This is a genomic window from Erwinia sp. STN24, assembly GCF_041320675.1.
In the GTDB taxonomy this organism is placed as follows: Bacteria; Pseudomonadota; Gammaproteobacteria; order Enterobacterales; family Enterobacteriaceae; genus Erwinia; species Erwinia aeris.
In genome coordinates, this window is record NZ_JBGGPM010000007.1 from 24,992 (window position 1) to 47,137 (window position 22,146).

A 22,146-nucleotide genomic window follows, 5' to 3' on the forward strand; every position below is an offset into this window, starting at 1 on the left:
GGAGATTGCGAAAAAACAGGTTACTCGTAGGCGTTATTATTCCCTTTAAACCATTAGCGCCATTAATATTATTTATTAAAGGTGGCAACGCTAATAAACGGCTTCCTGAAATAATAACGCCAGAATAAAGCTGTCAATATTATCACCAGGCAGGCAGCCCGCTGTGAAAACGCAGCTCGCTATCCGGTTCGCTAATTAGCTTTGCTTCCGTTTCGCCTATTTTACGCACGCGGGAAGTAATATCCGTGGCTGATATCTCGGCGGCCAGCGCCAGATAGTCCTGATAATGGCGCGCTTCCGAACGCAGCAGCGAAAGATAGAACGCGGCCAGCTCCTTATCCAGATAAGGCGCCAGGCTGGCAAAGCGTTCGCAGGAGCGCGCTTCGATATAGGCGCCGCAAATCAGCTTGTCCACCAGCGTCTGCGGCTCGTGCGTGGTCACCTCTCGCAGTAACCCTTTGGCATAGCGGCTGGCGGTAATTTTGACGTAGGGAATGGCGCGCGCCTGCATAATTTCCAGTACCTGATAAAAATGATGCAGCTCTTCTTTAATCAGCAGCACCATTTTGTCTACCAGCGTATCACCGTAGGGCACATCCGTACGGCTGATAATCGTTTTCGACAGCCCTTTATGCTGTTCCAGAAAGGCTAAATCCGCGTTTTCGCTGTGCACAAACTGCTCCCACGGTTTCAGCCAGGCCAGCAGCGCGTCGCCGCTCTCTTTATCCGCCACGTATTTGCGGATCAGCCACATGGCGGTCTGGGCGGCCTTCAGCTCGCAAACAAGATGGTCGGTGAGCAGCAGCGGCAGGTTTTCCGGCTTGCGGGCTTCGTCGATCCACTTTTGCGGCGTGCGGCAGTGCAGAAAAGCGTGAACGGGAGCAAGGAGGTCTTCGGTGATCATGCGGGCAAACAATCCGTAAAAATCAGGTTAAAAACATTGCGCCGCTCTGCGGGGAGCAGACCGGCGCAAACGGGCGGAACGGCGTCCGCCCACGGGCATCAGTGACGCGTGCCGTTGTCTTCTTCGTCGATAAGGTCGTCGTCGTCGCCTTCGTCTTCGTCCTCGGCGTCCGGATCCTCAAAGTAGGTGCCCCAGCCGTCGTAGTCCACGTTGTACTTCGCGGCCAGATCGATCAGCTGTTCGACCTGGGCGTCGATCAGTTCGGCATTTAACGCGCCTTCGCTCAGAATATCGCAGCACATCACTTTCGTGCCGTCCTCCAGCTCCAGTTCTTCCGGCTCGGTAACTTCGTAGCCCAGCTTAAACGCATCAACCGCCGCCTTTTCCAGCGCGTCGAAGCTGTCGCAGGAGAGGTGGTGTTCGATGGTGTAGAGCGCATCCGGGTCGCTGCCATCATCCAACAGCTCTTCAATAATCAGCCGCGTCTCTTCACGCTGCTCTTCCAGCAATGCTTCATTTGCCATGATCCGTTCCTCTGTGTGTGGCATATCTGTTAAGTATTTTCCCACACTGTCCTCTGCGCCACTACCTTTATACAAAAGTTTCTGCACGCCAGGGTTGAAAATGCATATTAATACAGTTAAGTTGAATTTAAATTCATTAAATATCCTCTGGAGCGCTTTATGAGTCAGTTATATCAACGCCACTTTCTCAGGCTGCTTGATTTTACGCAGGCTGAAATTACCGCTTTACTCGCGCTGGCCGCACGGCTTAAAACCGATAAGAAAAATGGCGAGGAAGTGCAGCACCTGAAAGGCAAAAACATCGCGCTCATCTTCGAAAAAGACTCGACCCGTACCCGATGCTCTTTCGAAGTTGCCGCTTACGATCAGGGCGCCAACGTCACTTATCTTGGCCCAAGCGGCAGCCAGATCGGCCATAAAGAATCAATGAAGGATACCGCGCGCGTGCTGGGACGCATGTATGACGGCATTCAGTATCGCGGTCACGGGCAGTCGCTGGTGGAATCGCTGGCGGAACATGCGGGCGTGCCGGTGTGGAACGGCCTGACCGACGAGTTCCACCCGACGCAGCTGCTGGCGGATTTGCTGACTATGGAAGAGCATCTGCCGGAAAAACCCTTCAGCGAGATGGTTTTCGCCTACGTGGGCGACGCGCGTAATAATATGGGTAATAGCATGATGGAGGCCGCCGCGCTGACGGGCCTGGATCTGCGCCTGGTCGCGCCGAAAGGCTGCTGGCCGGACGAGGCGCTGGTAAGCGAGTGCCGCCAGGTGGCGCAGGCAAGCGGCGGAAAAATCACGCTGACGGAAGATATTGCCGAAGGCGTGAACGGTGCGGATTTTATCTATACTGACGTCTGGGTGTCGATGGGCGAACCAAAAGCGGTGTGGGAAGAGCGTATCGCCCTGCTGCGGGATTACCAGGTCAACAGCGCGATGCTGGCGCTTACCGGCAATCCTGAGGTGAAATTCCTGCATTGCCTGCCCGCTTTTCACGACGATCAAACCACGCTGGGCCGGCAGATGGCTGAGCAATACGATCTGCACGGCGGCATGGAAGTCACCAATGAGGTGTTTGAATCCAGGCACAGCGTGGTGTTCGACCAGGCGGAAAACCGGCTGCATACCATCAAGGCGGTGATGGTGGCCACGCTGGCCCGGTTACCCTGAATCAGCGCCAGGCAATCGATTACTTTTGCTTGCCGCCGCTGACCGAATGCGTATAATGCCCCCCGTTTGTCTGGAGGATGCATGAAACTGACCACTGCTGACAGAGTAAAAATGACGCGCCTGAATGCAGGCCGGCAGTGCCGTTTTTCCTCCTTCCCGATCTGTAGAAAAAGCCCCTCATTGAGGGGCTTTTTTTTGCCCGTTTTTCCGCTTATCGGCACGCGTAGAGGAGAATGAACATGGCTAACCCGCTGTATCATAAACATATCATTTCAATTAACGATCTCAGTCGTGAAGAGCTGGAGCTGGTGCTGCGTACCGCCGCCAGCCTGAAGGCGAAGCCGCAGCCGGAGCTGCTGAAGCATAAGGTTATCGCCAGCTGCTTTTTCGAGGCCTCTACCCGCACGCGCCTGTCGTTTGAAAGCGCCATGCATCGTCTGGGCGCGTCCGTGGTGGGGTTTGCCGACGGCAGCAATACCTCGCTGGGTAAAAAAGGCGAAACGCTGGCGGATACGCTTTCCGTTATCAGCACCTACGTGGATGCCATTGTCATGCGGCATCCGCAGGAAGGCGCGGCGCGTCTGGGCACGGAGTTTTCCGGCGGCGTACCGATCCTCAACGCGGGCGACGGCGCTAACCAGCATCCAACGCAAACGCTGCTGGATCTCTTTACTATTCAGGAAACTCAGGGCCGCCTGAGCAATCTGAATGTCGCCATGGTCGGCGACCTGAAATATGGCCGCACCGTGCATTCACTGACGCAGGCGCTGGCGAAGTTCGAAGGCAATCGCTTTTTGTTTATCGCACCTGACGCGCTGGCGATGCCCGCCTATATCACCGATATGCTGGATGAGAAAGGCATTGCGTGGAGCCGCCACGACAGCATTGAGGAAGTGGTGCCGCAGGTGGATATTCTGTATATGACGCGCGTGCAGAAAGAGCGTCTGGATCCGTCAGAGTACGCCAACGTCAAAGCGCAGTTCGTGCTGCGGGCTTCCGACCTGGTCGGCGCGCGCGAAACCATGAAGGTGCTGCACCCGCTGCCGCGTATTGATGAGATTACGACGGATGTCGATGCCACGCCGCACGCCTGGTATTTCCAACAGGCGGGCAACGGTATTTTTGCCCGCCAGGCGCTGCTGGCGCTGGTGTTGAACAGCGAACTGGCTCTGTAAGAGGAACTGACGATGACACAAGATAATAAATTACAGGTTGAAGCAATTAAGCGCGGCACGGTAATCGATCATATCCCGGCGCAGATTGGTTTTAAGCTGCTGTCGCTGTTTCGCCTGACGGAAACCGATCAGCGCATCACCATCGGCCTGAACCTGCCCTCCGGCGAGATGGGCCGCAAAGATCTGATCAAAATTGAAAACACGTTTCTGACGGATGATCAAATCAACCAGCTGGCGGTTTACGCGCCGCATGCCACGGTGAACCGCATCGATAACTACGACGTGGTCGGCAAAATTTCGCCGACGCTGCCGGACACCATCGAACGCGTGCTGATCTGCCCCAACAGCAACTGCATCAGCCGCAGCGAGCCGGTCAACTCCAGCTTTGCGGTGAAAAAACGTAACGATAACGTGCAGTTAAAGTGCAAATACTGCGAGAAAGAGTTCGCGCGTCACGTGGTCATGGCGAACTGGTAATCAGCTTCGGGCGGCTTATAATGGGGCGGATCCGGGCTTTTACCGGCCTCATTTAATATGGAGAAATTATGTCTCGCGAAATCAGCACCGAAAACGCACCGGCGGCTATCGGCCCCTACGTGCAGGGCGTCGATCTGGGCAGCATGATCATCACTTCTGGCCAGATCCCGGTCGATCCTAAAACCGGCAGCGTGGCAGAAGACGTTACCGCGCAGGCTCGTCAGTCGTTGGAAAACGTCAAGGCCATCGTGGAAGCGGCAGGCCTCAAGGTAGGCGACATCGTTAAAACCACGGTATTTGTGAAGGATCTTAACGATTTTGCTACCGTGAACGCGGCCTATGAAGCTTTCTTTACCGAGCACCAGGCCAGCTTCCCGGCACGCTCCTGCGTAGAAGTGGCCCGCCTGCCAAAAGATGTCAAAATCGAGATCGAAGCGATCGCCGTACGTCGCTAAAGCCTTCTCCTCTCCCGTCGGGAGAGGAAAGTTTTCCCCGGCCGTCAGTTTTTATTCTCTCTTTGTGCGCCTTTCGGCCTCGCCTAAAAAATTTTCACTGCGCCCGTATCTCCACTTGCCAGTTAATAGCTAACCTTAGGAAAGAACAAAAAGGCGATAACAGCGCAAACGGACCTTTTATATCGGGATTGAGCAATGACTAAAAATCCACCGTGGTGGCAGAACGGCGTTATCTATCAAATTTATCCCAAGAGTTTCCAGGACACTACCGGCAGCGGAACGGGCGATCTGGCCGGCGTGATCCAACATCTGGACTACCTGAAAAAGCTGGGCGTGGACGCCATCTGGCTGACGCCGTTTTATATCTCGCCGCAGGTAGACAACGGCTACGACGTGGCGAACTACACCGCCATCGATCCGTTATTTGGCACGCTTAACGACTTTGATAACCTGGTGGAAGAAACCCACCGGCGCGGGATGCGGCTGATCCTGGATATGGTGTTTAACCACAGCTCCACCCAGCACCACTGGTTTCACGAGGCGCTGGATCCCGAAAGCCCCTATCGCTCTTACTATATCTGGCGCGACGGCACGCCGGCCGAGCCGCCAAACAACTGGCAGTCGAAGTTTGGCGGCCATGCCTGGCGCTGGCACCCGGAGAGCAACCAGTACTATATGCACCTGTGGGCGCCGGAACAGGCCGATCTCAACTGGGAAAACGATAATCTGCGCGCCGAGCTGAAGCAGATCGTTAATTTCTGGGCCGATCGCGGCATCGACGGGCTGCGGCTGGACGTGGTGAACCTGGTTTCCAAGGACCAGGATTTTCCCAACGATCCCAACGGCGACGGGCTGCGGTTCTATACCGACGGGCCGCGCATCCACGAATATATGCGCGAAATGAGCCGCGACGTGTTCCGTCCGCGTGAATTGATGACGGTAGGCGAAATGTCTTCCGCCACGCTGGAGCACTGCCAGCAGTACGGTTCGCTGGAGGGCGAAGAGCTGTCGATGGTGTTCAGCTTCGATCACGTCGAGGTCGATTTCTTTAACGGCCAGAAATGGACGCTGACGCCGCTGGATCTGGTGGCGCAGAAGGCTATCTTCACCCACTGGCAGCATGGCATGCATAACAAGGCCTGGAACGCGCTGTTCTGGTGTAATCATGACCAGCCGCGCGTGGTTTCGCGCTGGGGCGACGAGGGGCAATATCGCGTGCAGTCGGCGAAGATGCTGGCGCTGGTGCTGCACGGGATGCAGGGCACGCCTTATATTTTCCAGGGCGAAGAGCTGGGTATGACCAACCCGCATTTCACCCGCATCCTGGACTATCGCGATATCGAAAGCCACAACATGTACGCCGAACTGCGCTCGCAGGGACGCGACAGCGATAACCTGCTGGAGATCCTCGCCAGCAAATCGCGCGACAACGGCAGAACGCCGATCCCGTGGCACGCGGGAGAAAACGGCGGCTTCACCAGCGGCACGCCGTGGATCGGCATGTGTGACAATATGGAAACGATAAACGCAGAAGCGGCGCTGGCTGATGAAAACTCGGTGTTTTACGCCTATCAGAAGCTGATCCAACTCAGGAAAGCCTATCCGATCCTGACCTGGGGCGATTACCTCGATCTGCTGCCGGATCACGCTTATCTGTGGTGCTACTGCCGCCGCTTCGAGAAAGAGGTGCTGGTGGTGGCTGCTAACTTCAGCGGCGAAACGCAGGTCTGGCACCCGCCGGCCTACAGCGGTCACTGGGATGTGCTGATCAGTAACTATCCTGATACGCACGTTACCCCTGGCGAGGTGATGCTGCGTCCGTGGGAAGCGGTGTGGTGGTATCAGAAGCGCTGGGACGGCGGCGCCAACAAGGCGTAAACCGCTTCGGTAGCAAGCAGGCTGCGGCGACTACATACGTAGCGCCGCGTTCGGCACAGTCATGACTGACGTTATCGGACATGGCATCTACAAACGTAACGCCACGTTCAGATCAGGCACGGCTGACGTTATCAGGCGCGGCGACCACAACCGTAACGCCACGTTCAGGTGTCACGGCTGATGTTATCAGGCGCGGCGACCACAGCCGTAACGCCACGTTCAGGTGTCACGGCTGACGTTAGCAGATGCCGCATTTACAGCGGCGCAAACAGCGCGGTCAGGTCTTCGCTGGTAAAACTTGTTGTTTCGCTCAGGTCGTTTTCCAAAATCCCTTCGGCCAGCTCCGCTTTACGCTGCTGTAGCGCAACGATCTTTTCTTCAATACTGCCTGCGGCGATCAGCTTATAGACAAATACCGGCTTGTCCTGGCCCAGACGATAGGCGCGATCCGTAGCCTGATTCTCCGCCGCCGGATTCCACCAGGGATCGTAATGGATCACCGTATCGGCCGCCGTCAGGTTCAGGCCCACGCCGCCCGCCTTCAGGCTGATTAAAAACACCGGGACTTCGCCGTTCTGGAAGCGGCGTACCGGCTCGCTGCGATCGCGCGTGCTGCCGGTCAGGATCACGTAGGGAATACGCGCCTTCTGTAACTCTTCCGCAATCAGCGACAGCATGGTGGTGAACTGAGAGAAGATCAGGATACGGCGATCTTCCGCCAGCAGATCGCTGAGCATCTCCCGCAGCAGCGCCAGCTTGGCCGACTGTTTAACTCTGGTCGTTTTGTCGCTGTCGATCAGCCGTGGATCGCAGCAGATCTGCCGTAGCTTCAGCAGCGCATCCAGCACCAGCAGATGGCTGCGTCCCGCGCCCTGCTGCTCTACCGCCAGCTTTACGCGATCCTGCATTGCGCCGCGTACTTTTTCGTAAAGCTCGCGCTGCGCGCCTTCCAGCTCTACCGAACGCACAATGGTGTTCTTCGGCGGCAGCTCTTTCGCCACTTCCTGCTTGCGACGACGCAGCATAAAAGGCCGCACGCGCTTAGCCAGCAGCTCGCGCCTGACCCGATCGCCGTCGCGCTCAATGGGAATACGCCACTCCTGGGTAAAAGCTTTTTCGCTGCCCAGAAAACCGGGCAGCAGGAAATCAAACTGCGACCAAAGTTCACCCAGGTGGTTTTCCAGCGGCGTGCCGGTCAGGCAAAGCCGGTAGCGCGACTTTAACGTGCGGATCACCGAGGCGGCCCGCGACGCGCTGTTTTTCACGTACTGCGCCTCGTCCAGGATCAGCAGATGATAGCTGTGGCCCAGCAGCTGCGGCTGATCGCGCCACAGCAGCGAATAGGTGGTCAGCACCACGTCATAGTGCTCAATGCGATCGTAAAAGGATTTTCGCTGCGGCCCGGTCAGCGCCAGCATTTTTAACGTCGGCGCAAAGCGGCTGGCTTCCTGCATCCAGTTATACACCAGCGTGGTCGGCACCACGATCAGCGCCGGACGATCCAGCCTGCCCGCTTCTTTCTCCAGCAGCAGGTGCGCCAGCGTCTGAATGGTTTTTCCCAGCCCCATATCGTCGGCCAGCACGCCGGACAGATTATTGGCGCGCAGGAACTGCATCCAGCTGATGCCCTGGAGCTGATAGTCGCGCAGCCGGGCCTCAAGACCGGCAGGCGGCGCAACGGGCTGGATCCCTTTCCCCGCCCTCAGGCTCTCCGCCAGCTGCAGGACGCCGTTGTCGCCGTTAAACTGCCAGCGGCCCGTTTCGCTTAGCGCCGTCAGCCTGCCGGCCTCGTAAGGCGCGATACGCAGCGGTGCGGCTTCATCCTGCGCCAGCAGATCGGCCAGGCTGCCCACCAGCGTTTTCAGGCGACCGGCGCCAATATGCAGTCGTTCGTTACGCTCGCTGCGCAGCTCTACCGTCTCGTCATCGGCTATCACCGAGAGGTCGCTCGACAGCCAGCGGCGATCCTGACGGAACAGCCCCGCCAGCAGCGGCCGCATATTCACCTTATACGCACCGGTGTTGGCCTCTATCTCCAGCGCATACCAGCCATCCTGCTGCTGCACGGCGCGGCCATCGATGGCCGCAATTTCCGTAATGTTCCAGGTAAAATCATCGTCCACGCTGGTTTGCCAGCCGCGCTTGCGCAGGTCGGGAAGCACATGATGGATAACATCGCGCCACTGTTCGGGCATGTCCGGGGCGAAAATAGCAGGCGGCAGCGGCGCTGAATGCGGCGTATAGATATGGCCAGAAGGAATGGTCTGCAGCCCGGCAGCGTTAAGCTCGCTTAGCCAGCGCTGCTCCTGCTCCATCCGGCGGCTGACGCGGAAAAGCCTGCCGTGACGATCGGGAAAGTCTTCGCCGCTGCTGCCAGCTGGCACAAGAATGCCGGCGTAGTCAAAATGCACCGCGGCAAAATCGAGCCGTTTCTGTCGATGTCCGTAACGGCCAAAACCGCTAATAAATTTCGCGCGCGATTCCAGCCGTAGCATGGGCTGCGGCTCGGCAGTCACCAGCGCGGGCGCGGAAGCGGCCTTGTTGACGGGCTGACGTTGCAGCCAGGCCAGCATGACCGCAGCGGCATGACGACAGTTGTTTTTAACCGGACAGGTGCATTCGCCGCTGGCGTGCAGTTTGCCCTGTGGCCGGCTGAAATGCACCATAACCTGAAAAGGTTCGATTTTTCTGCCGGGCACCTCGCCGGTCAACAGATTGTTCTGCCATTGCAGGTGCTGCGCTTTATCCACCAGCTCTTTTGCTCTGGCCACGGTGCGCGCGCCCAGCCAGCGGCTCACCTGTTTTTCGTTGTACGTTACAGAAGACATCAGTCTGTATCCCGGAATGGCCTGAGCAGATAACCGCTTTGCGTAACAGGCAATAATATGAAGTCCGGGCGGGTGATTGCAACTCCGGAAAGGCGCTGAACGTGCGAAAATCGATTAATCACGCTGCCTTCATCCTGCACAGAACGATTTTTGCGCGTTCGGAAAAATGGCCAGCGGCTTAAGTGTCTGACATTGCGTCACCCTTTTGCGATCTTTGTTCCAAATCAAAAACCAGGCGGTTAAATCGCAGGAAAGCACAACATATAGATACTATCATGCCACGCTATACCTATATGTAGATATTGAAACAGGGATACGCTATGGCTTCATTAGTGATTAAACGGGACGGCTGCCGCGCGCCTTTTGAGCAAGCACGCATTCTGGAGGCGATAAAAGGCGCGGCCAGCGCGGCGGCTATTCATGATGATGATTACTGCGCGCAGGTGACCGAACACATCTGTCGGCAGCTGACGCAGGAAGAAGTGGATATCCATGTTATTCAGAACACCGTCGAAAACGCGCTGATGGCCGGCCCCTATCCCGCGCTGGCCCGAACCTATATAGAATATCGTCACGACCGCGATATTGCCCGCGAGCTGCGCGGCAAGCTGAATAAGGCGATCCGTGGGCTGGTCGAGCAAAGCAACCCGGCGCTGCTGAACGAAAACGCCAATAAAGACAGTAAGGTGATCCCCACGCAGCGCGATCTGCTGGCCGGTATCGTAGCCAAACACTATGCCACCCAGCATATCCTGCCGCGCGACGTGGTGCTGGCTCACGAGCGCGGCGAAATTCACTATCACGACCTGGACTACTCGCCCTTCTTCCCGATGTTCAACTGCATGCTGATCGATCTTAAAGGCATGCTGACCCAGGGCTTTAAGATGGGCAACGCCGAGATAGAGCCGCCTAAATCGATCTCGACCGCTACCGCCGTGACCGCGCAGATTATCGCTCAGGTTGCCAGCCATATTTATGGCGGCACCACTATTAACCGGATTGACGAGGTGCTGGCGCCTTTTGTCGAGGCAAGCCGGGAAAAACATCGGCAGGCGGCGCGTAAATGGCAAATTGCCGATGTGGAAGCCTACGCGCAGAGCTGCACGGAGAAGGAGTGCTTCGACGCCTTCCAGTCGCTGGAGTATGAGGTGAATACGCTGCATACCGCCAACGGCCAGACGCCTTTTGTGACCTTTGGCTTCGGCCTTGGCACCAGCTGGGCGGCGCGGCTGGTGCAGCAGTCCATTCTGCGCAACCGCATTGCCGGACTGGGGAAAAACCATAAAACGGCGGTGTTCCCCAAGCTGGTCTTCGCCATCAAAGAGGGGCTGAACCGCTCGCCGGGCGACGCCAATTACGATATCAAACAGCTGGCGCTGGAGTGCGCCAGCAAGCGCATGTATCCCGATATCCTTAATTATGAGCAGGTGGTGAAAGTGACCGGCTCGTTTAAAACGCCGATGGGCTGCCGCAGCTTTCTGGGCGTGTGGGAAGAGAACGGCGAACAGGTGCATGAAGGGCGTAATAATATCGGCGTGATTAGCCTGAATCTGCCGCGCATCGCGCTGGAGGCGGCAGGTGATGAAGCTCGCTTTTGGGATCTGCTGGACAGCCGTCTGCGGCTGGCGAAAAAAGCGCTGATGACCCGTATCGCCAGGCTGGAAAACGTCAAAGCGCGCGTGGCACCGATCCTCTATATGGAAGGCGCCTGCGGCGTGCGGCTGAAGGCAGACGATAACGTGGCGGAAATTTTCAGACACGGACGCGCTTCGATCTCGCTGGGCTATATCGGCATTCATGAAACCATTAACGCCCTGAGCGGCGGCAAAACCCATCTTTACGATGATGCGGAGCTGCGGCGCAAGGCGCTGGCTATCGTCAGCCGCCTGCGCGAAACGGTCGAGGCCTGGAAAGAAGAAACCGGCTACGGCTTCAGCCTGTACAGTACGCCAAGCGAGAACCTGTGCGACCGTTTCTGCCGTCTGGATCGCGCCCAGTTCGGCATCGTCAAAGGCGTGACCGACAAAGGCTACTATACCAACAGTTTTCATCTCGACGTCGAGAAGAAGGTGAACCCTTACGACAAAATCGATTTCGAAGCGGCCTATCCGCCGCTCGCCAACGGCGGTTTTATCTGTTACGGCGAATATCCCAATATCCAGCATAACCTGAAGGCGCTGGAGGATGTCTGGGACTACAGCTACAGCCGTGTGCCCTATTACGGCACCAATACCCCGATCGACGAATGCTACGAGTGCGGCTTTACCGGCGAGTTTGACTGCACCAGCAAGGGCTTTACCTGCCCCAAATGCGGCAACCACGATCCTGAACGCGTTTCCGTCACCCGGCGCGTCTGCGGCTATCTGGGCAGCCCGGACGCGCGGCCGTTTAACGCCGGCAAGCAGGAGGAAGTGAAGCGCCGCGTTAAGCATCTGGCCGCAGGCCAGCTGGGGTGAATATTCATCAATATTACCCGGTCGATATCGTTAACGGGCCGGGTACGCGCTGCACGCTGTTCGTGGCCGGCTGCGAGCATCAGTGCGTCGGCTGCTATAACAAAAGCACCTGGCGGCTCAATTCCGGCTATCCCTTTACCGTACAAATGGAAGAGCAGCTGATTGCCGATCTGAACGATACGCGCATCCCGCGCCAGGGTCTGTCGCTGTCGGGCGGCGATCCGCTGCATCCGGCTAACGTGGCCGATATTTACCGGCTGGTACAACGGGTGCGTCGCGACTGTGCGGGAAAAGATATCTGGCTGTGGACGGGCTACTGTCTGGCGGAACTGAGCGCAGAACAGCGCCGTGTGGTAGAGCTGCTTGACGTGCTGGTGGACGGTAAATTTATTGAGGCGCTGCGCGATCCGGCGCTGCGCTGGCGAGGCAGCAGCAATCAGGTTATCCACTATCTGCGCTAAGGACGGCGCGGCTTGCTTATCCCGTTCGCCTTTCCCGGCACGGCTAAATCTTATTTACCGACGCGGACGGGACGCTGTAAATATCGAACTGGCCGCTCCATGCGGAGCAGCTACTTACAGTGTTTGCAGATCGCTGACGCAGCGGTCACATTATTATGCCGTTTCGGTCGCACTTACCGCGCGTGCGGGATCGCTGACGACTCGATGACGGTGACCTCCTGCCGTGCTGGCGCAAAAGCTTCGCGCAGCATCACGGCGGCGACGTCTCTGGCGGCAACGGCGCGCCAGTTGCCCGGCAGCAGACGAAACAGCGGCGCCATCAGCGACTCGCCCGCGCGGCTGTTTTCTCTTTCGCCCAGCAGCAGCGACGGCCGGATTAAGGTCAGGCGCGGCCAGCCCTGCTTTTGCAGCGCGTTCTCCATCTCGCCCTTCACCCGATTGTAGAAGAAAGGCGAATGCATATTTGCGCCATGCGCGCTGACCACCAGCAGATGTTTGGCGCCGAGCCGCTGACCGGCAATGGCCGTATCCACCACCAGCGCATAGTCGACGTGGATAAAGGCCGCCTTGCTGCCCGCCTCGCGCCGCGTGGTGCCCAGACAGCAAAAGACAATATCCAGCGGCGTTTGCAGCGGGCCCAGCACGTCGGTGAGATCGGCCTCCACCAGGTTAGTTACCTTGTTCATCTCCGGCAGCTTACGTCTTGTTGGCGCCACGATCTCGCTGACGCGCGGATCGTCAATCAGCAGGCGCAGAAGATGTTGTCCCACCAGGCCGGTCGCACCGGTAATCAGTACTCTCATCCGTTTCTCCTTTTTACTGAGTGTAGCCTTCGCCTCCCAAAGCGGTTAGCGGCAGCTAACTCCCCCCTGTAATCAGTAACATGCAGCGCATTACTTCGACGCGGCTTGATTTTTCAGTGTTTTCAACCAGGCTTAACTGACTTCACAATAATAACCGGAGGAAAAGATGAGCAAGAAGATTGCTGTCCTGATCACTGATGAATTCGAAGACTCCGAATTTACTTCGCCAGCCGAAGCCTATACCAAAGCTGGCCACCAGGTTGTGACTATTGATAAAAAAGCGGGCGTCACCGTCACCGGCAAGCAGGGTAAAGCCCAGGTGAAGATCGATAAAGATATCGACCATGTAAACGTGGACGACTTCGACGCGCTGCTGCTGCCGGGCGGTCATTCGCCGGATAGCCTGCGCGGCGACGATCGCTTTGTAAACTTCACCAAAGCCTTTGTGGATGCCGGTAAGCCGATCTTCGCTATCTGCCACGGCCCACAGCTGCTGATTAGCGCCAACGCCACGCGAGGCCGCAAAATGACCTCGGTGAAGGCTATCGCTATCGATCTGAAAAATGCCGGTGCCGACTTCTACGACAAAGAAGTGGTGGTGGACAACGACAAGCTGGTCACCAGCCGTACGCCGGACGACCTGCCTGCGTTCAACCGTGAATCGCTGCGCATTCTCGAAACCGTTTGAGAGTAGCGGCCAGGTTCGCCTGGCCGTTCTTTTATTCCCGCCGCCAGCTCAGCTTTTTGCCAAATCCCAACGCGTTATCCACCATTTTCAGCTCGCTGACGGCAATTTCCCAAAGGGGCGCTGAAGCTGCCGCCGCGACCGGAAATCGTTTGATATAGGCCCTACGTGCTTTCTCTTCTGCCGCCCCCGTCAACAGGCTGACCTGCCCCGTATACTGCACGCCTTTGATTAACATCACCGACTTCGGCTGGCCGTTAATCGTGCCTGCAACCTGTGGATCGCGGACAAACTGGCTGCCGTGACGCGTTTTCTCCTCCGTCATCAGCCAGAACGCAACGTTCTCTGCATCAAAGACATAAAAACAGTTGGCGCACCAGACGGGGCTACCGCCGCACACCGACAGCACATGCTGCTTTTGTAAATAGCGGGTGATGGCCTGTAACGGCTCTGGTTCGGACATGATGACTCCCTGAAAACTACGCAAAAAACCTTTCGCGCCGTGCGCGAGCTGATAAACTTTCGGCCACGACTGGCGACGGGCAATAACGGATGGCAACACAGGCAACAGCGCCATGGCACCTTTATATCGTGCAGACAGCAGGCGGCGCGCTCTATACCGGCATTACTAATGATGTGCCGCGACGCTTTAAGCAGCATCAGGCGGGCACGGGCGCGAAGGCGCTGCGCGGCAAAGGGCCGCTGACGCTGCTGTTTCACTGCGAAGCGGGCGACCGCGCCAGCGCCTCCAGGCTGGAATACCGGATAAAGCAGCTGAAACGGCAGGAAAAAATCAGGCTGGTGACGCACCAGCCTGTTTCACTTGAAGCCTGGCTGACCGATCTTACTGGCGGTTAAACGGCGCCGCGAAATCGATCTGGCCTTCCACGCCGCTAAAAGCATCATCCGCCAGCTTGTAGACCTGGAAAGCGGCTTCACCGCCCTGCCAGCGGCAGCGTAGCTGATGGCGGGCGGCCGGTTCAAAACCGTAGCGCCCGTAATAGTCGGGATCGCCCACCACCACTACGGCGGCGTAGCCGAACTCGTTAAGCGTATCCAGCCCCTCGTAAATCAGCTGCTTGTCTAACGGCTGGTCGCGTACGCTTTCATCCACCACCAGCGGCGCCAGGCCTACCCACTGCTTGTCTTCGCCATTCAGGGTGACCGGGCTGAAGGCTGCATAGCCCAGCACCTGTCCTTCATCATCGGTCGCCACAATGCCCAGCGTCAGTAAGCCATCTTCACGCAGCTGCTGTACCAGCTCCGCCTCTGCGGAGGTGGGAAAGCTGCGGCGCAACAAACTGTCTATGCTGGCCGCATCGACGCCGATTTCCGTACGAATTAACATGTTACACCTGCGCGATCTGCTGTCGCAGCCGCGTCCTCAGTCAGTCCTGCCTCAATAAAATCAGCCAGCTGCATCAATCCGATTCGCAGCGGCTTCGGCATAGTCTCAAGCTCGATAGCATCCATCAGATTTTTGACTTCCAGCCCCAGCTCGGTATCGCCTTCAATCACCAGCCGACGCTGAAAAAATAGCGTATCCGGATCGCGCCGACGCGCCGCCACCAGCAGCAGGTCGTTGACGTCGCCGCGAAACCACACATCCGCCTCGGCCCGATCGGCCACCCGTAACGCGCCCTGCTCAACGGTGGTTGCCCAACTCAGCCCCAGATCGCGGATTTCAACACCTAACCAGTGCCCCTGCAAAAAGTTTAACTCACCTTCCGCCAGTGCATAGTGAAATTGCCAGCTCAGCAGCTGCTGCAAAAAATGTTTTTTAGCGGCAAAGGGGGCAAATTGTAGCGGCAGACGCAGCCACTGCGGGCCTTTGCGAACCAGCTGCGCGCGTAACGGGTTAAGCACCATTATCACTCCTTCAGATAAAATTTCAGCTATTTTGCCATATTGCAGGATCCTGTAAGGCAGATGGATCAACAAAGTGCGCAAACCTTGCCGGCTTCGTCATAAAAATTATGGCGATCGTTACGCTTTTCACTGCCCTGCATCAAAAAATGGCACGGTGGAGAAGCGTAAACTTCTTTGTTCTCTTGCTTACGGGATCTTATATGGAACTGCTTTGTCCTGCCGGCAATCTACCGGCCCTGAAGGCGGCCATCGCCAGCGGCGCAGATGCTGTCTACGTTGGGCTGAAAGATGATACCAACGCCCGTCATTTCGCCGGCCTTAACTTCACGGCAAAACGGCTGGAAGAGGCCGCTCGCTACGTTCATCAGCATAGACGCAAACTGCATGTTGCGATTAATACTTTCGCCCATCCATCCGGCTATGCCCGCTGGGAAAATGCCATAGACAGCGCGGCCGACGCGGGCGTGGACGCACTGATCCTGGCCGATATCGCCATGCTGGAATACGCAGCAAGCCGCTATCCTCACATCGAGCGACACGTTTCCGTGCAGGCTTCGGCCACCAACAGCGAAGCGATAAAATTCTATCAGCGCCATTTTGACGTTGCGCGCGTAGTGCTGCCGCGCGTGCTTTCCGTGCATCAGGTTCGCCAGCTTGCCCGCACGTCGCCCGTGCCGCTGGAAGTGTTCGCTTTCGGCAGCCTGTGCATTATGGCCGAAGGTCGCTGCTACCTCTCTTCCTGGCTGACCGGCGAGTCGCCTAATACCGTAGGCGCCTGCTCGCCCGCCCGTTTTGTTCGCTGGCAGCAAACGCCAGACGGGCTGGAATCCCGCCTGAATAACGTGCTGATTGACCGCTACGGCGCTCAGGAAAACGCCGGCTACCCTACGCTGTGCAAAGGCCGTTATAAGGTGGAGCAGACGGCTTACCACACGCTGGAGGAGCCGACCAGCCTGAACACGCTTGAGCTGCTTCCCACGCTGCTGGGCATGAATATCGCCTCGGTGAAAATCGAAGGCCGTCAGCGCAGCCCGGCCTATGTGCAGCAGGTGACGCAAATCTGGCGACAGGCTATCGATCGCTGCAAGGCCGATCCGCAGAATTTTGCCGTGCAGCAGCACTGGATGGCCGCGCTCAGCGCCCTGAGCGAAGGGACGCAAACCACGCTGGGTGCTTATCATCGTCAATGGCAGTAGGAAAAATCATGAAGTATGCGTTAGGGCCGGTGCTTTGGTACTGGCCGAAAGAAGATCTGTACGCTTTCTACCAGGCCGCCGCCGCCAGCCAGGCGGACATTATCTATCTGGGCGAGGCGGTGTGCAGCAAACGCCGCGCCGTTAAATTTGCCGACTGGATGGCGCTGGCGAAAGAACTGGTCGGCGCGGGCAAGCAGGTTGCGCTAAGCACTCTGGCGCTGGTTGAGTCGCCTTCCGAGCTGACCGAGCTGAAGCGCTATGTCGATAACGGCGAATTTCTGATTGAAGCCAACGATATGGGCACGGTGCATATGGCCGCGGAAGCGGGCCTGCCTTTTGTCGCCGGTCATGCGCTGAACTGTTATAACGCCATGACGCTGCGCCTGCTGCATAAGCTGGGTATGGTGCGCTGGTGTATGCCGGTCGAGCTTTCGCGCGACTGGCTCTGCGCGCTGTTAGCCCAGTGCGAAGAGCTGGGGATCCGCGGCCGGTTCGACGTAGAGGTGCTGGGGTACGGCTATCTGCCGCTGGCGCTCTCCGCCCGCTGCTTTACCGCCCGCGCAGAAGATCGCAGCAAAGATGATTGCCAGACCTGTTGTATTAACTACCCTCACGGCAGAGCGGTGCGCTCTCAGGAAGATCAGCAGGTGTTTGTGCTGAACGGTATCCAGACCATGAGCGGCTACTGCTATAATTTGGGGAACGATCTGGTTTCCATGCAGGGATTGGTGGACATTGTCCGTTTCTCACCGCAGGGAACCGACACGCTGGAAGTGATAAATGCCTTTCACGCTAATGAAACGGGCCATGCGCCGTTAACGCTGATTGACCAGCAGCACTGCAACGGCTACTGGCGGCAAATGGCCGGTCTGACGCTGGTGGAGTAACGCGCCGTCGGCCAGCCGCCATTTCGTTTAGCGCGGTAGAGGCACACTTATCTTTCTTCACGTCCCGGGCTCGCGTAAAGTGCTGCAAATTGCCAATCCGCTTCCCTGAAGATCGCTTAGGCTGTGTATTTGCGCAGGCGCGTAGCCTGGAAATAAAGTGAGCGATTATGTCTGATAAAAAAACTGCCTCTCTGTCCGTGCTCGATCTGGCCCCGATCCCTCAGGGCGCGACCGCGCGTGACGCTTTTCATACCTCGCTGGCGATGGCGCAGCAGGCGGAACAACTGGGTTTCAACCGCTACTGGCTGGCTGAACACCACAATATGACCGGCATCGCCAGCGCGGCGACGTCGGTGCTGATCGGCTATCTTGCCGCTAATACCAGCACGCTACGGCTCGGCTCTGGCGGCGTGATGCTGCCAAACCACGCACCGCTGGTGATTGCCGAGCAGTTCGGTACGCTGGAATCTCTCTATCCGGGACGCATTGATTTAGGCCTGGGACGCGCGCCCGGCTCCGATCAGCGCACCATGATGGCGCTGCGTCGGCATATGGGCGGTCACGTGGATAACTTCCCGGCCGACGTGGCGGAGATAGTCGGCTGGTTCGACGCTGAACAGGGCGAGGCGCCTGCCGTTCAGCCGGTGCCGGGCCTGGGCCTGAAAATCCCCGTCTGGCTGCTTGGCTCCAGCCTTTACAGCGCCCAACTCGCGGCGAAGCTGGGCCTGCCGTTCGCTTTCGCCTCGCATTTTGCGCCCGAGATGCTGTTCCAGGCGCTTCACCTTTATCGCGAAAACTTTAAGCCTTCGGCTCGCCTGGCGCAGCCGCACGCGATGGTTTGCGTTAACGTGGTCGCCGCCGACAGCGAGCGCGATGCCCGTTTCCTGTTTACCTCCATGCAGCAGCAGTTCGTCAATCTGCGTCGCGGTCAGCCGGGCCCGCTGCCTGCGCCGGTGGAAAATATGGATAACCTGTGGTCGCCTTCCGAGCAGTATGGCGTGCAGCAGGCGTTAAGCATGTCGATTGTCGGCGATCTGGATAAAGTGCGTCACGGCCTGTCTGCACTGATGCGGGAAACCCAGGCGGATGAAATCATGGTAAACGGCCAGATTTTTGATAAAGAGGCGCGGCTGCGCTCGTTTGCGCTGGCCATGGAAGCCTACCGCTCGCTGTAACAAAAATGGCGGGGGAAGCCATTCCCTCGCCCGCTGTTAAAACGATTCCCGCCTGACGTACTCGCCCCGCTGCAACTATTCGCTTTCTTAAAGGCAAAAAAAATGCCGGTCACTTTTCAGTGACCGGCATCAGACTGGCTAGCAGTGATTAGGCATCACGACGACGAGTCGGCGCTGCGCCGTCTTCACGACGTGGCGCACGACCGTCACGGCTGAAGCCGCCCGGACGACGCTCGCCGCTACCGCTGCGCTCGTTGCTGAAACGACGACCGCCTTCGCTACGTCCGCCTTCGCTACGCGCGCCGCCGAAACCGCCGCGACCTGGCGCACCGCTACCGCGACGCTCACCGCCACGATCGTTGCTGCGAGGCTGCGCATCACCAATCAGCTGCATATTCATCGGCTTGTTCAGAATACGCGTGCGGGTGAAATGAGACAGAATGTCGCCCGGCATGCCTTTTGGCAGTTCGATAGTTGAGTGCGTACCAAACAGCTTGATGTTGCCGATGTAGCGGCTGCTGATATCGCCTTCGTTAGCGATAGCGCCAACGATATGACGAACTTCAACGCCGTCATCACGACCCACTTCGATACGGTAAACTTCCATATCGCCAACGTCACGACGCTCACGACGTGGACGATCGCCATCACGGGCTTCGCGAGGACCACGGTCCGGACGGTCGCCGCGACGATCGTCACGCTCTTTGAACTCACGACGCGGACGTGGAGCCGGATCTGCCGGTACGATCAGCGGACGTTCGCCCTGCGCCATTTTCAGCAGCGCGGCAGCCAGCGTTTCGATATCCAGCTCTTCTTCCGCAGGCTGCATTTTGCTCAGCAGCGCACGGTACTGTTCCAGATCGCTGCTTTCCAGCTGCTGCTGAACTTTAGCGGCAAACTTGGCCAGACGACGCTGACCCAGCAGCTCTGCGTTTGGCAGCTCTACTTCAGGAATAGTCAGCTTCATGGTGCGTTCGATGTTACGCAGCAGACGACGCTCACGGTTCTCAACGAACAGCAGCGCACGGCCGGCACGACCTGCACGACCGGTACGGCCGATACGGTGAACGTAAGATTCGGCATCCATTGGGATGTCGTAGTTCACAACCAGGCTGATACGCTCAACGTCCAGACCACGTGCCGCTACGTCGGTAGCGATCAGAATATCCAGACGGCCGTCTTTCAGACGCTCCAGGGTCTGCTCACGCAGCGCCTGATTCATATCGCCGTTCAGGGCCGCACTGTTATAACCGCTGCGCTCCAGCGCTTCGGCCACTTCCAGCGTGGCGTTTTTGGTGCGCACGAAGATAATCGCCGCATCAAAATCTTCCGACTCCAGGAAGCGTACCAGCGCATCAGTCTTACGACCGTAAGCGGTCCAGTAGCTCTGGCTGATATCAGGACGCGTGGTCAGGCTTGACTGAATACGCACTTCCTGTGGATCTTTCATGAAGCGTTTGGTGATACGACGAATCGCTTCTGGCATGGTGGCAGAGAACAGCGCGGTCTGATGATCGGCCGGGATCTGCGCCATAATCGTTTCAACGTCTTCGATGAAGCCCATACGCAGCATTTCATCGGCTTCGTCCAGCACCAGGCCGCGCAGGTTAGAAAGGTCTAACGTGCCGCGTTTCAGGTGGTCCAGCAGACGACCAGGCGTACCCACAACAACCTGTGGACCCTGGCGCAGCGCACGCAGCTGTACGTCGTAACGCTGGCCGCCGTAAAGGGCCACTACGTTAAGACCGCGCATGTGTTTAGAGAATTCAGTTACGGCTTCCGCAACCTGAACCGCCAACTCACGAGTTGGTGCCAGCACCAGGATTTGTGGCGCTTTCAGGTTGCTGTCAATGTTGTGTAGCAGTGGCAGCGAGAACGCTGCGGTTTTGCCGCTACCGGTCTGTGCCATACCCAATACGTCACGGCCCGCCAGCAGATGTGGGATACACTCTGCCTGGATCGGAGATGGCTTAACATAGCCCATGCCGTTAAGTGATTCGAGGATGGATTCGTTCAGACCCAGGTCAGCAAAAGTGGTTTCAATTTCAGTCATGTAGTACACGTGCCTCTTAGATTGCGGCGGCCAGTCTACATAACTCGTCGTGAAAACATTCAGTCATTTTCATCAAAAAGTGTGAACCGGCTCAAATTAGTGGTTTCGACGAACAAGAAAGCCCTCACCCGTGAAGATGATGACATTTCAAAAATCAGGCAAAAAAAGTTCGTCAGCTATTGCTGGTCAGATTCTGATAAATCGTCTTGTGTCTGGCCGAGTAGCGCCAGCTCCAACAATGCATATCGGTGCTCAACAAAGTTATGGACGTTGTTGGCAACCGTCAGCTTGAACAACGCTTCTGCGTTGTCCTTCTCCCCCAGACTTAGGTAGTGCTTACCTAAATAGAAGTTGGTTTCACTGAGATGTTCAGCGAGCGAGGTGTTATCCGTTGCGTCCGCCTTGAGCCTCTCCATCAGCGTTTTTTCGCTGATACGGCCCAGGTAGAACTCGACAATATTCCATCCCCATTGGTCTCTGTCCGCCTTATCGTAACGCTGCTTCAGCGCCACTTCTGCCTTGTCGGCGCTCATCTCACGTTCATCGAGATAGAGCCACAGGCTGCGGAAAGGATCGTTAGGATCGTCTTGATAAAACGCCAGCAGATCATCTTGCGCTAGTTTAAATCTTCCACCGTAGTAGAGTGCGATTCCGCGATTTAAACGCGCGTAATTGTAAGTTGGATCAAGCTCAAGTACAGAATCAAACGCTTCGTAGGCAGCATCAAAATTGCCTGCCTGCGTCAGATATATGCCTAAGTAATTGAATACTTCCGGCATATCCGGCCTGACAGACAGCGCTTGTGAAAAATCATTTCGCGCCAGTGCTCTCAAACCTAAACTATCATACAACACTCCGCGCTCATATAACAGCTGTGCGCGTTCATCATCGGTTAATGCCCGACTGGCAAGTATTTGTTCCATGCGCGCCAGGATCACTTCCTGCTGCAACGTAGGCTGTAGCGGAACAGCCAAAACCTCGTTGTTACGCCAATCCGGGTTGCTGCATCCTGCCAGCGTTAAAGCTGTCGCAACGAAACACCAGCGCAAAAAAGGCTTCATTCACCACTCCCAAATACAAACAATGGGATGATCATCCTTTCATCCGCCTGCCGTGCACAAGGTGTCGTCCTGTCCTCGCGATGGAACAG

General features: G+C 57.2%; 22 protein-coding genes. 12 read left to right on the forward strand and 10 right to left on the reverse strand.

Annotated elements, in window-relative coordinates; genetic code table 11:
- Window positions 1-142: 142 nt before the first annotated feature.
- A complete protein-coding gene (miaE, locus tag ACA373_RS19235; protein WP_253457984.1) occupies window positions 143-904 on the reverse strand; it encodes a tRNA isopentenyl-2-thiomethyl-A-37 hydroxylase MiaE in 762 nt (253 codons plus the stop codon).
- A gap of 98 nt (window positions 905-1,002) precedes the next feature.
- Window positions 1,003-1,428 (reverse strand): ribonuclease E inhibitor RraB, encoded by a 426-nt coding sequence (gene rraB, locus ACA373_RS19240; protein WP_253457981.1) that lies wholly within the window; start codon window positions 1,426-1,428, stop codon window positions 1,003-1,005.
- A gap of 159 nt (window positions 1,429-1,587) precedes the next feature.
- Here rraB and argF point away from each other — a divergent pair, with 159 nt between their 5' ends.
- From argF to treC, 5 genes are all read left to right on the forward strand, one after another.
- Complete coding sequence (gene argF, locus ACA373_RS19245) at window positions 1,588-2,598, forward strand: ornithine carbamoyltransferase (protein WP_253457976.1); 1,011 nt, start codon at window positions 1,588-1,590, stop codon at window positions 2,596-2,598.
- Between the two features lie 239 nt (window positions 2,599-2,837).
- Window positions 2,838-3,773, forward strand: coding sequence for an aspartate carbamoyltransferase (gene pyrB, locus ACA373_RS19250; protein ID WP_253457974.1), 936 nt, complete (start codon window positions 2,838-2,840; stop codon window positions 3,771-3,773).
- A gap of 12 nt (window positions 3,774-3,785) precedes the next feature.
- Window positions 3,786-4,250, forward strand: a complete 465-nt coding sequence (gene pyrI / locus ACA373_RS19255) for an aspartate carbamoyltransferase regulatory subunit (RefSeq protein ID WP_125287136.1) — start codon at window positions 3,786-3,788, stop codon at window positions 4,248-4,250.
- Window positions 4,251-4,318: 68 nt separating this feature from the next.
- On the forward strand, window positions 4,319-4,705 hold the full coding sequence (gene ridA / locus ACA373_RS19260) for a 2-iminobutanoate/2-iminopropanoate deaminase (RefSeq protein ID WP_301729962.1): 387 nt from the start codon (window positions 4,319-4,321) through the stop codon (window positions 4,703-4,705).
- Between the two features lie 195 nt (window positions 4,706-4,900).
- Complete coding sequence (gene treC, locus ACA373_RS19265; protein ID WP_253457968.1) at window positions 4,901-6,583, forward strand: alpha,alpha-phosphotrehalase; 1,683 nt, start codon at window positions 4,901-4,903, stop codon at window positions 6,581-6,583.
- Between the two features lie 254 nt (window positions 6,584-6,837).
- Here the strand turns inward: treC and ACA373_RS19270 are convergent, their stop codons facing one another.
- A complete protein-coding gene (locus ACA373_RS19270; protein WP_369896375.1) occupies window positions 6,838-9,411 on the reverse strand; it encodes a DEAD/DEAH box helicase in 2,574 nt (857 codons plus the stop codon).
- Between the two features lie 320 nt (window positions 9,412-9,731).
- Here ACA373_RS19270 and nrdD point away from each other — a divergent pair, with 320 nt between their 5' ends.
- Together nrdD and nrdG are read left to right on the forward strand one after the other, a co-directional pair.
- Window positions 9,732-11,867: an anaerobic ribonucleoside-triphosphate reductase gene (gene nrdD / locus ACA373_RS19275; RefSeq protein ID WP_301250709.1), complete on the forward strand. Its 2,136-nt coding sequence runs from the start codon at window positions 9,732-9,734 to the stop codon at window positions 11,865-11,867.
- On the forward strand, window positions 11,864-12,328 hold the full coding sequence (gene nrdG / locus ACA373_RS19280; protein WP_301250711.1) for an anaerobic ribonucleoside-triphosphate reductase-activating protein: 465 nt from the start codon (window positions 11,864-11,866) through the stop codon (window positions 12,326-12,328). The genes nrdD and nrdG overlap by 4 nt, the downstream gene beginning before the upstream one ends.
- 173 nt (window positions 12,329-12,501) lie before the next feature.
- Here the strand turns inward: nrdG and ACA373_RS19285 are convergent, their stop codons facing one another.
- Window positions 12,502-13,131 (reverse strand): NAD(P)H-binding protein, encoded by a 630-nt coding sequence (locus ACA373_RS19285; protein ID WP_301729959.1) that lies wholly within the window; start codon window positions 13,129-13,131, stop codon window positions 12,502-12,504.
- A gap of 166 nt (window positions 13,132-13,297) precedes the next feature.
- Between ACA373_RS19285 and ACA373_RS19290 the strand changes: the two genes are divergently transcribed.
- Window positions 13,298-13,819, forward strand: a complete 522-nt coding sequence (locus ACA373_RS19290) for a type 1 glutamine amidotransferase domain-containing protein (protein ID WP_125287129.1) — start codon at window positions 13,298-13,300, stop codon at window positions 13,817-13,819.
- A gap of 31 nt (window positions 13,820-13,850) precedes the next feature.
- On the opposite strand, the gene ACA373_RS19295 is transcribed toward ACA373_RS19290, so the two are convergent.
- A complete protein-coding gene (locus ACA373_RS19295; protein WP_253457955.1) occupies window positions 13,851-14,279 on the reverse strand; it encodes a YhbP family protein in 429 nt (142 codons plus the stop codon).
- An 89-nt stretch (window positions 14,280-14,368) separates the two neighbouring features.
- On the opposite strand from ACA373_RS19295, the gene ACA373_RS19300 reads away from it, so the two are divergent.
- Window positions 14,369-14,674, forward strand: a complete 306-nt coding sequence (locus ACA373_RS19300; RefSeq protein ID WP_253457952.1) for a GIY-YIG nuclease family protein — start codon at window positions 14,369-14,371, stop codon at window positions 14,672-14,674.
- Here ACA373_RS19300 and ACA373_RS19305 read toward each other — a convergent pair.
- Window positions 14,661-15,164: a GNAT family N-acetyltransferase gene (locus ACA373_RS19305; protein WP_253457949.1), complete on the reverse strand. Its 504-nt coding sequence runs from the start codon at window positions 15,162-15,164 to the stop codon at window positions 14,661-14,663. The two genes, ACA373_RS19300 and ACA373_RS19305, sit on opposite strands and share 14 nt — an antisense overlap.
- On the reverse strand, window positions 15,158-15,685 hold the full coding sequence (locus ACA373_RS19310) for an SCP2 domain-containing protein (protein ID WP_301250714.1): 528 nt from the start codon (window positions 15,683-15,685) through the stop codon (window positions 15,158-15,160). The genes ACA373_RS19305 and ACA373_RS19310 overlap by 7 nt, the downstream gene beginning before the upstream one ends.
- A gap of 200 nt (window positions 15,686-15,885) precedes the next feature.
- Between ACA373_RS19310 and ACA373_RS19315 the strand changes: the two genes are divergently transcribed.
- The 3 genes from ACA373_RS19315 to ACA373_RS19325 all read left to right on the forward strand — a co-directional run bounded on the left by ACA373_RS19315 (window position 15,886) and on the right by ACA373_RS19325 (window position 18,943).
- On the forward strand, window positions 15,886-16,881 hold the full coding sequence (locus ACA373_RS19315) for a peptidase U32 family protein (RefSeq protein ID WP_253457943.1): 996 nt from the start codon (window positions 15,886-15,888) through the stop codon (window positions 16,879-16,881).
- Window positions 16,882-16,889: 8 nt separating this feature from the next.
- Entirely contained in the window at window positions 16,890-17,768 is an 879-nt protein-coding gene (locus tag ACA373_RS19320) for a U32 family peptidase (RefSeq protein WP_253457941.1), read from the forward strand.
- 167 nt (window positions 17,769-17,935) lie between these two features.
- Window positions 17,936-18,943, forward strand: coding sequence for a luciferase-like monooxygenase (locus tag ACA373_RS19325; RefSeq protein WP_253457938.1), 1,008 nt, complete (start codon window positions 17,936-17,938; stop codon window positions 18,941-18,943).
- Window positions 18,944-19,091: 148 nt separating this feature from the next.
- Here the strand turns inward: ACA373_RS19325 and ACA373_RS19330 are convergent, their stop codons facing one another.
- The 3 genes from ACA373_RS19330 to nlpI form a co-directional block, all read right to left on the reverse strand.
- A complete protein-coding gene (locus ACA373_RS19330) occupies window positions 19,092-20,996 on the reverse strand; it encodes a DEAD/DEAH family ATP-dependent RNA helicase (protein WP_253457935.1) in 1,905 nt (634 codons plus the stop codon).
- A 16-nt stretch (window positions 20,997-21,012) separates the two neighbouring features.
- Entirely contained in the window at window positions 21,013-21,069 is a 57-nt protein-coding gene (yrbN, locus tag ACA373_RS19335; protein WP_106382000.1) for a protein YrbN, read from the reverse strand.
- A gap of 103 nt (window positions 21,070-21,172) precedes the next feature.
- On the reverse strand, window positions 21,173-22,057 hold the full coding sequence (gene nlpI / locus ACA373_RS19340) for a lipoprotein NlpI (protein ID WP_253457932.1): 885 nt from the start codon (window positions 22,055-22,057) through the stop codon (window positions 21,173-21,175).
- Window positions 22,058-22,146 lie beyond the last annotated feature (89 nt).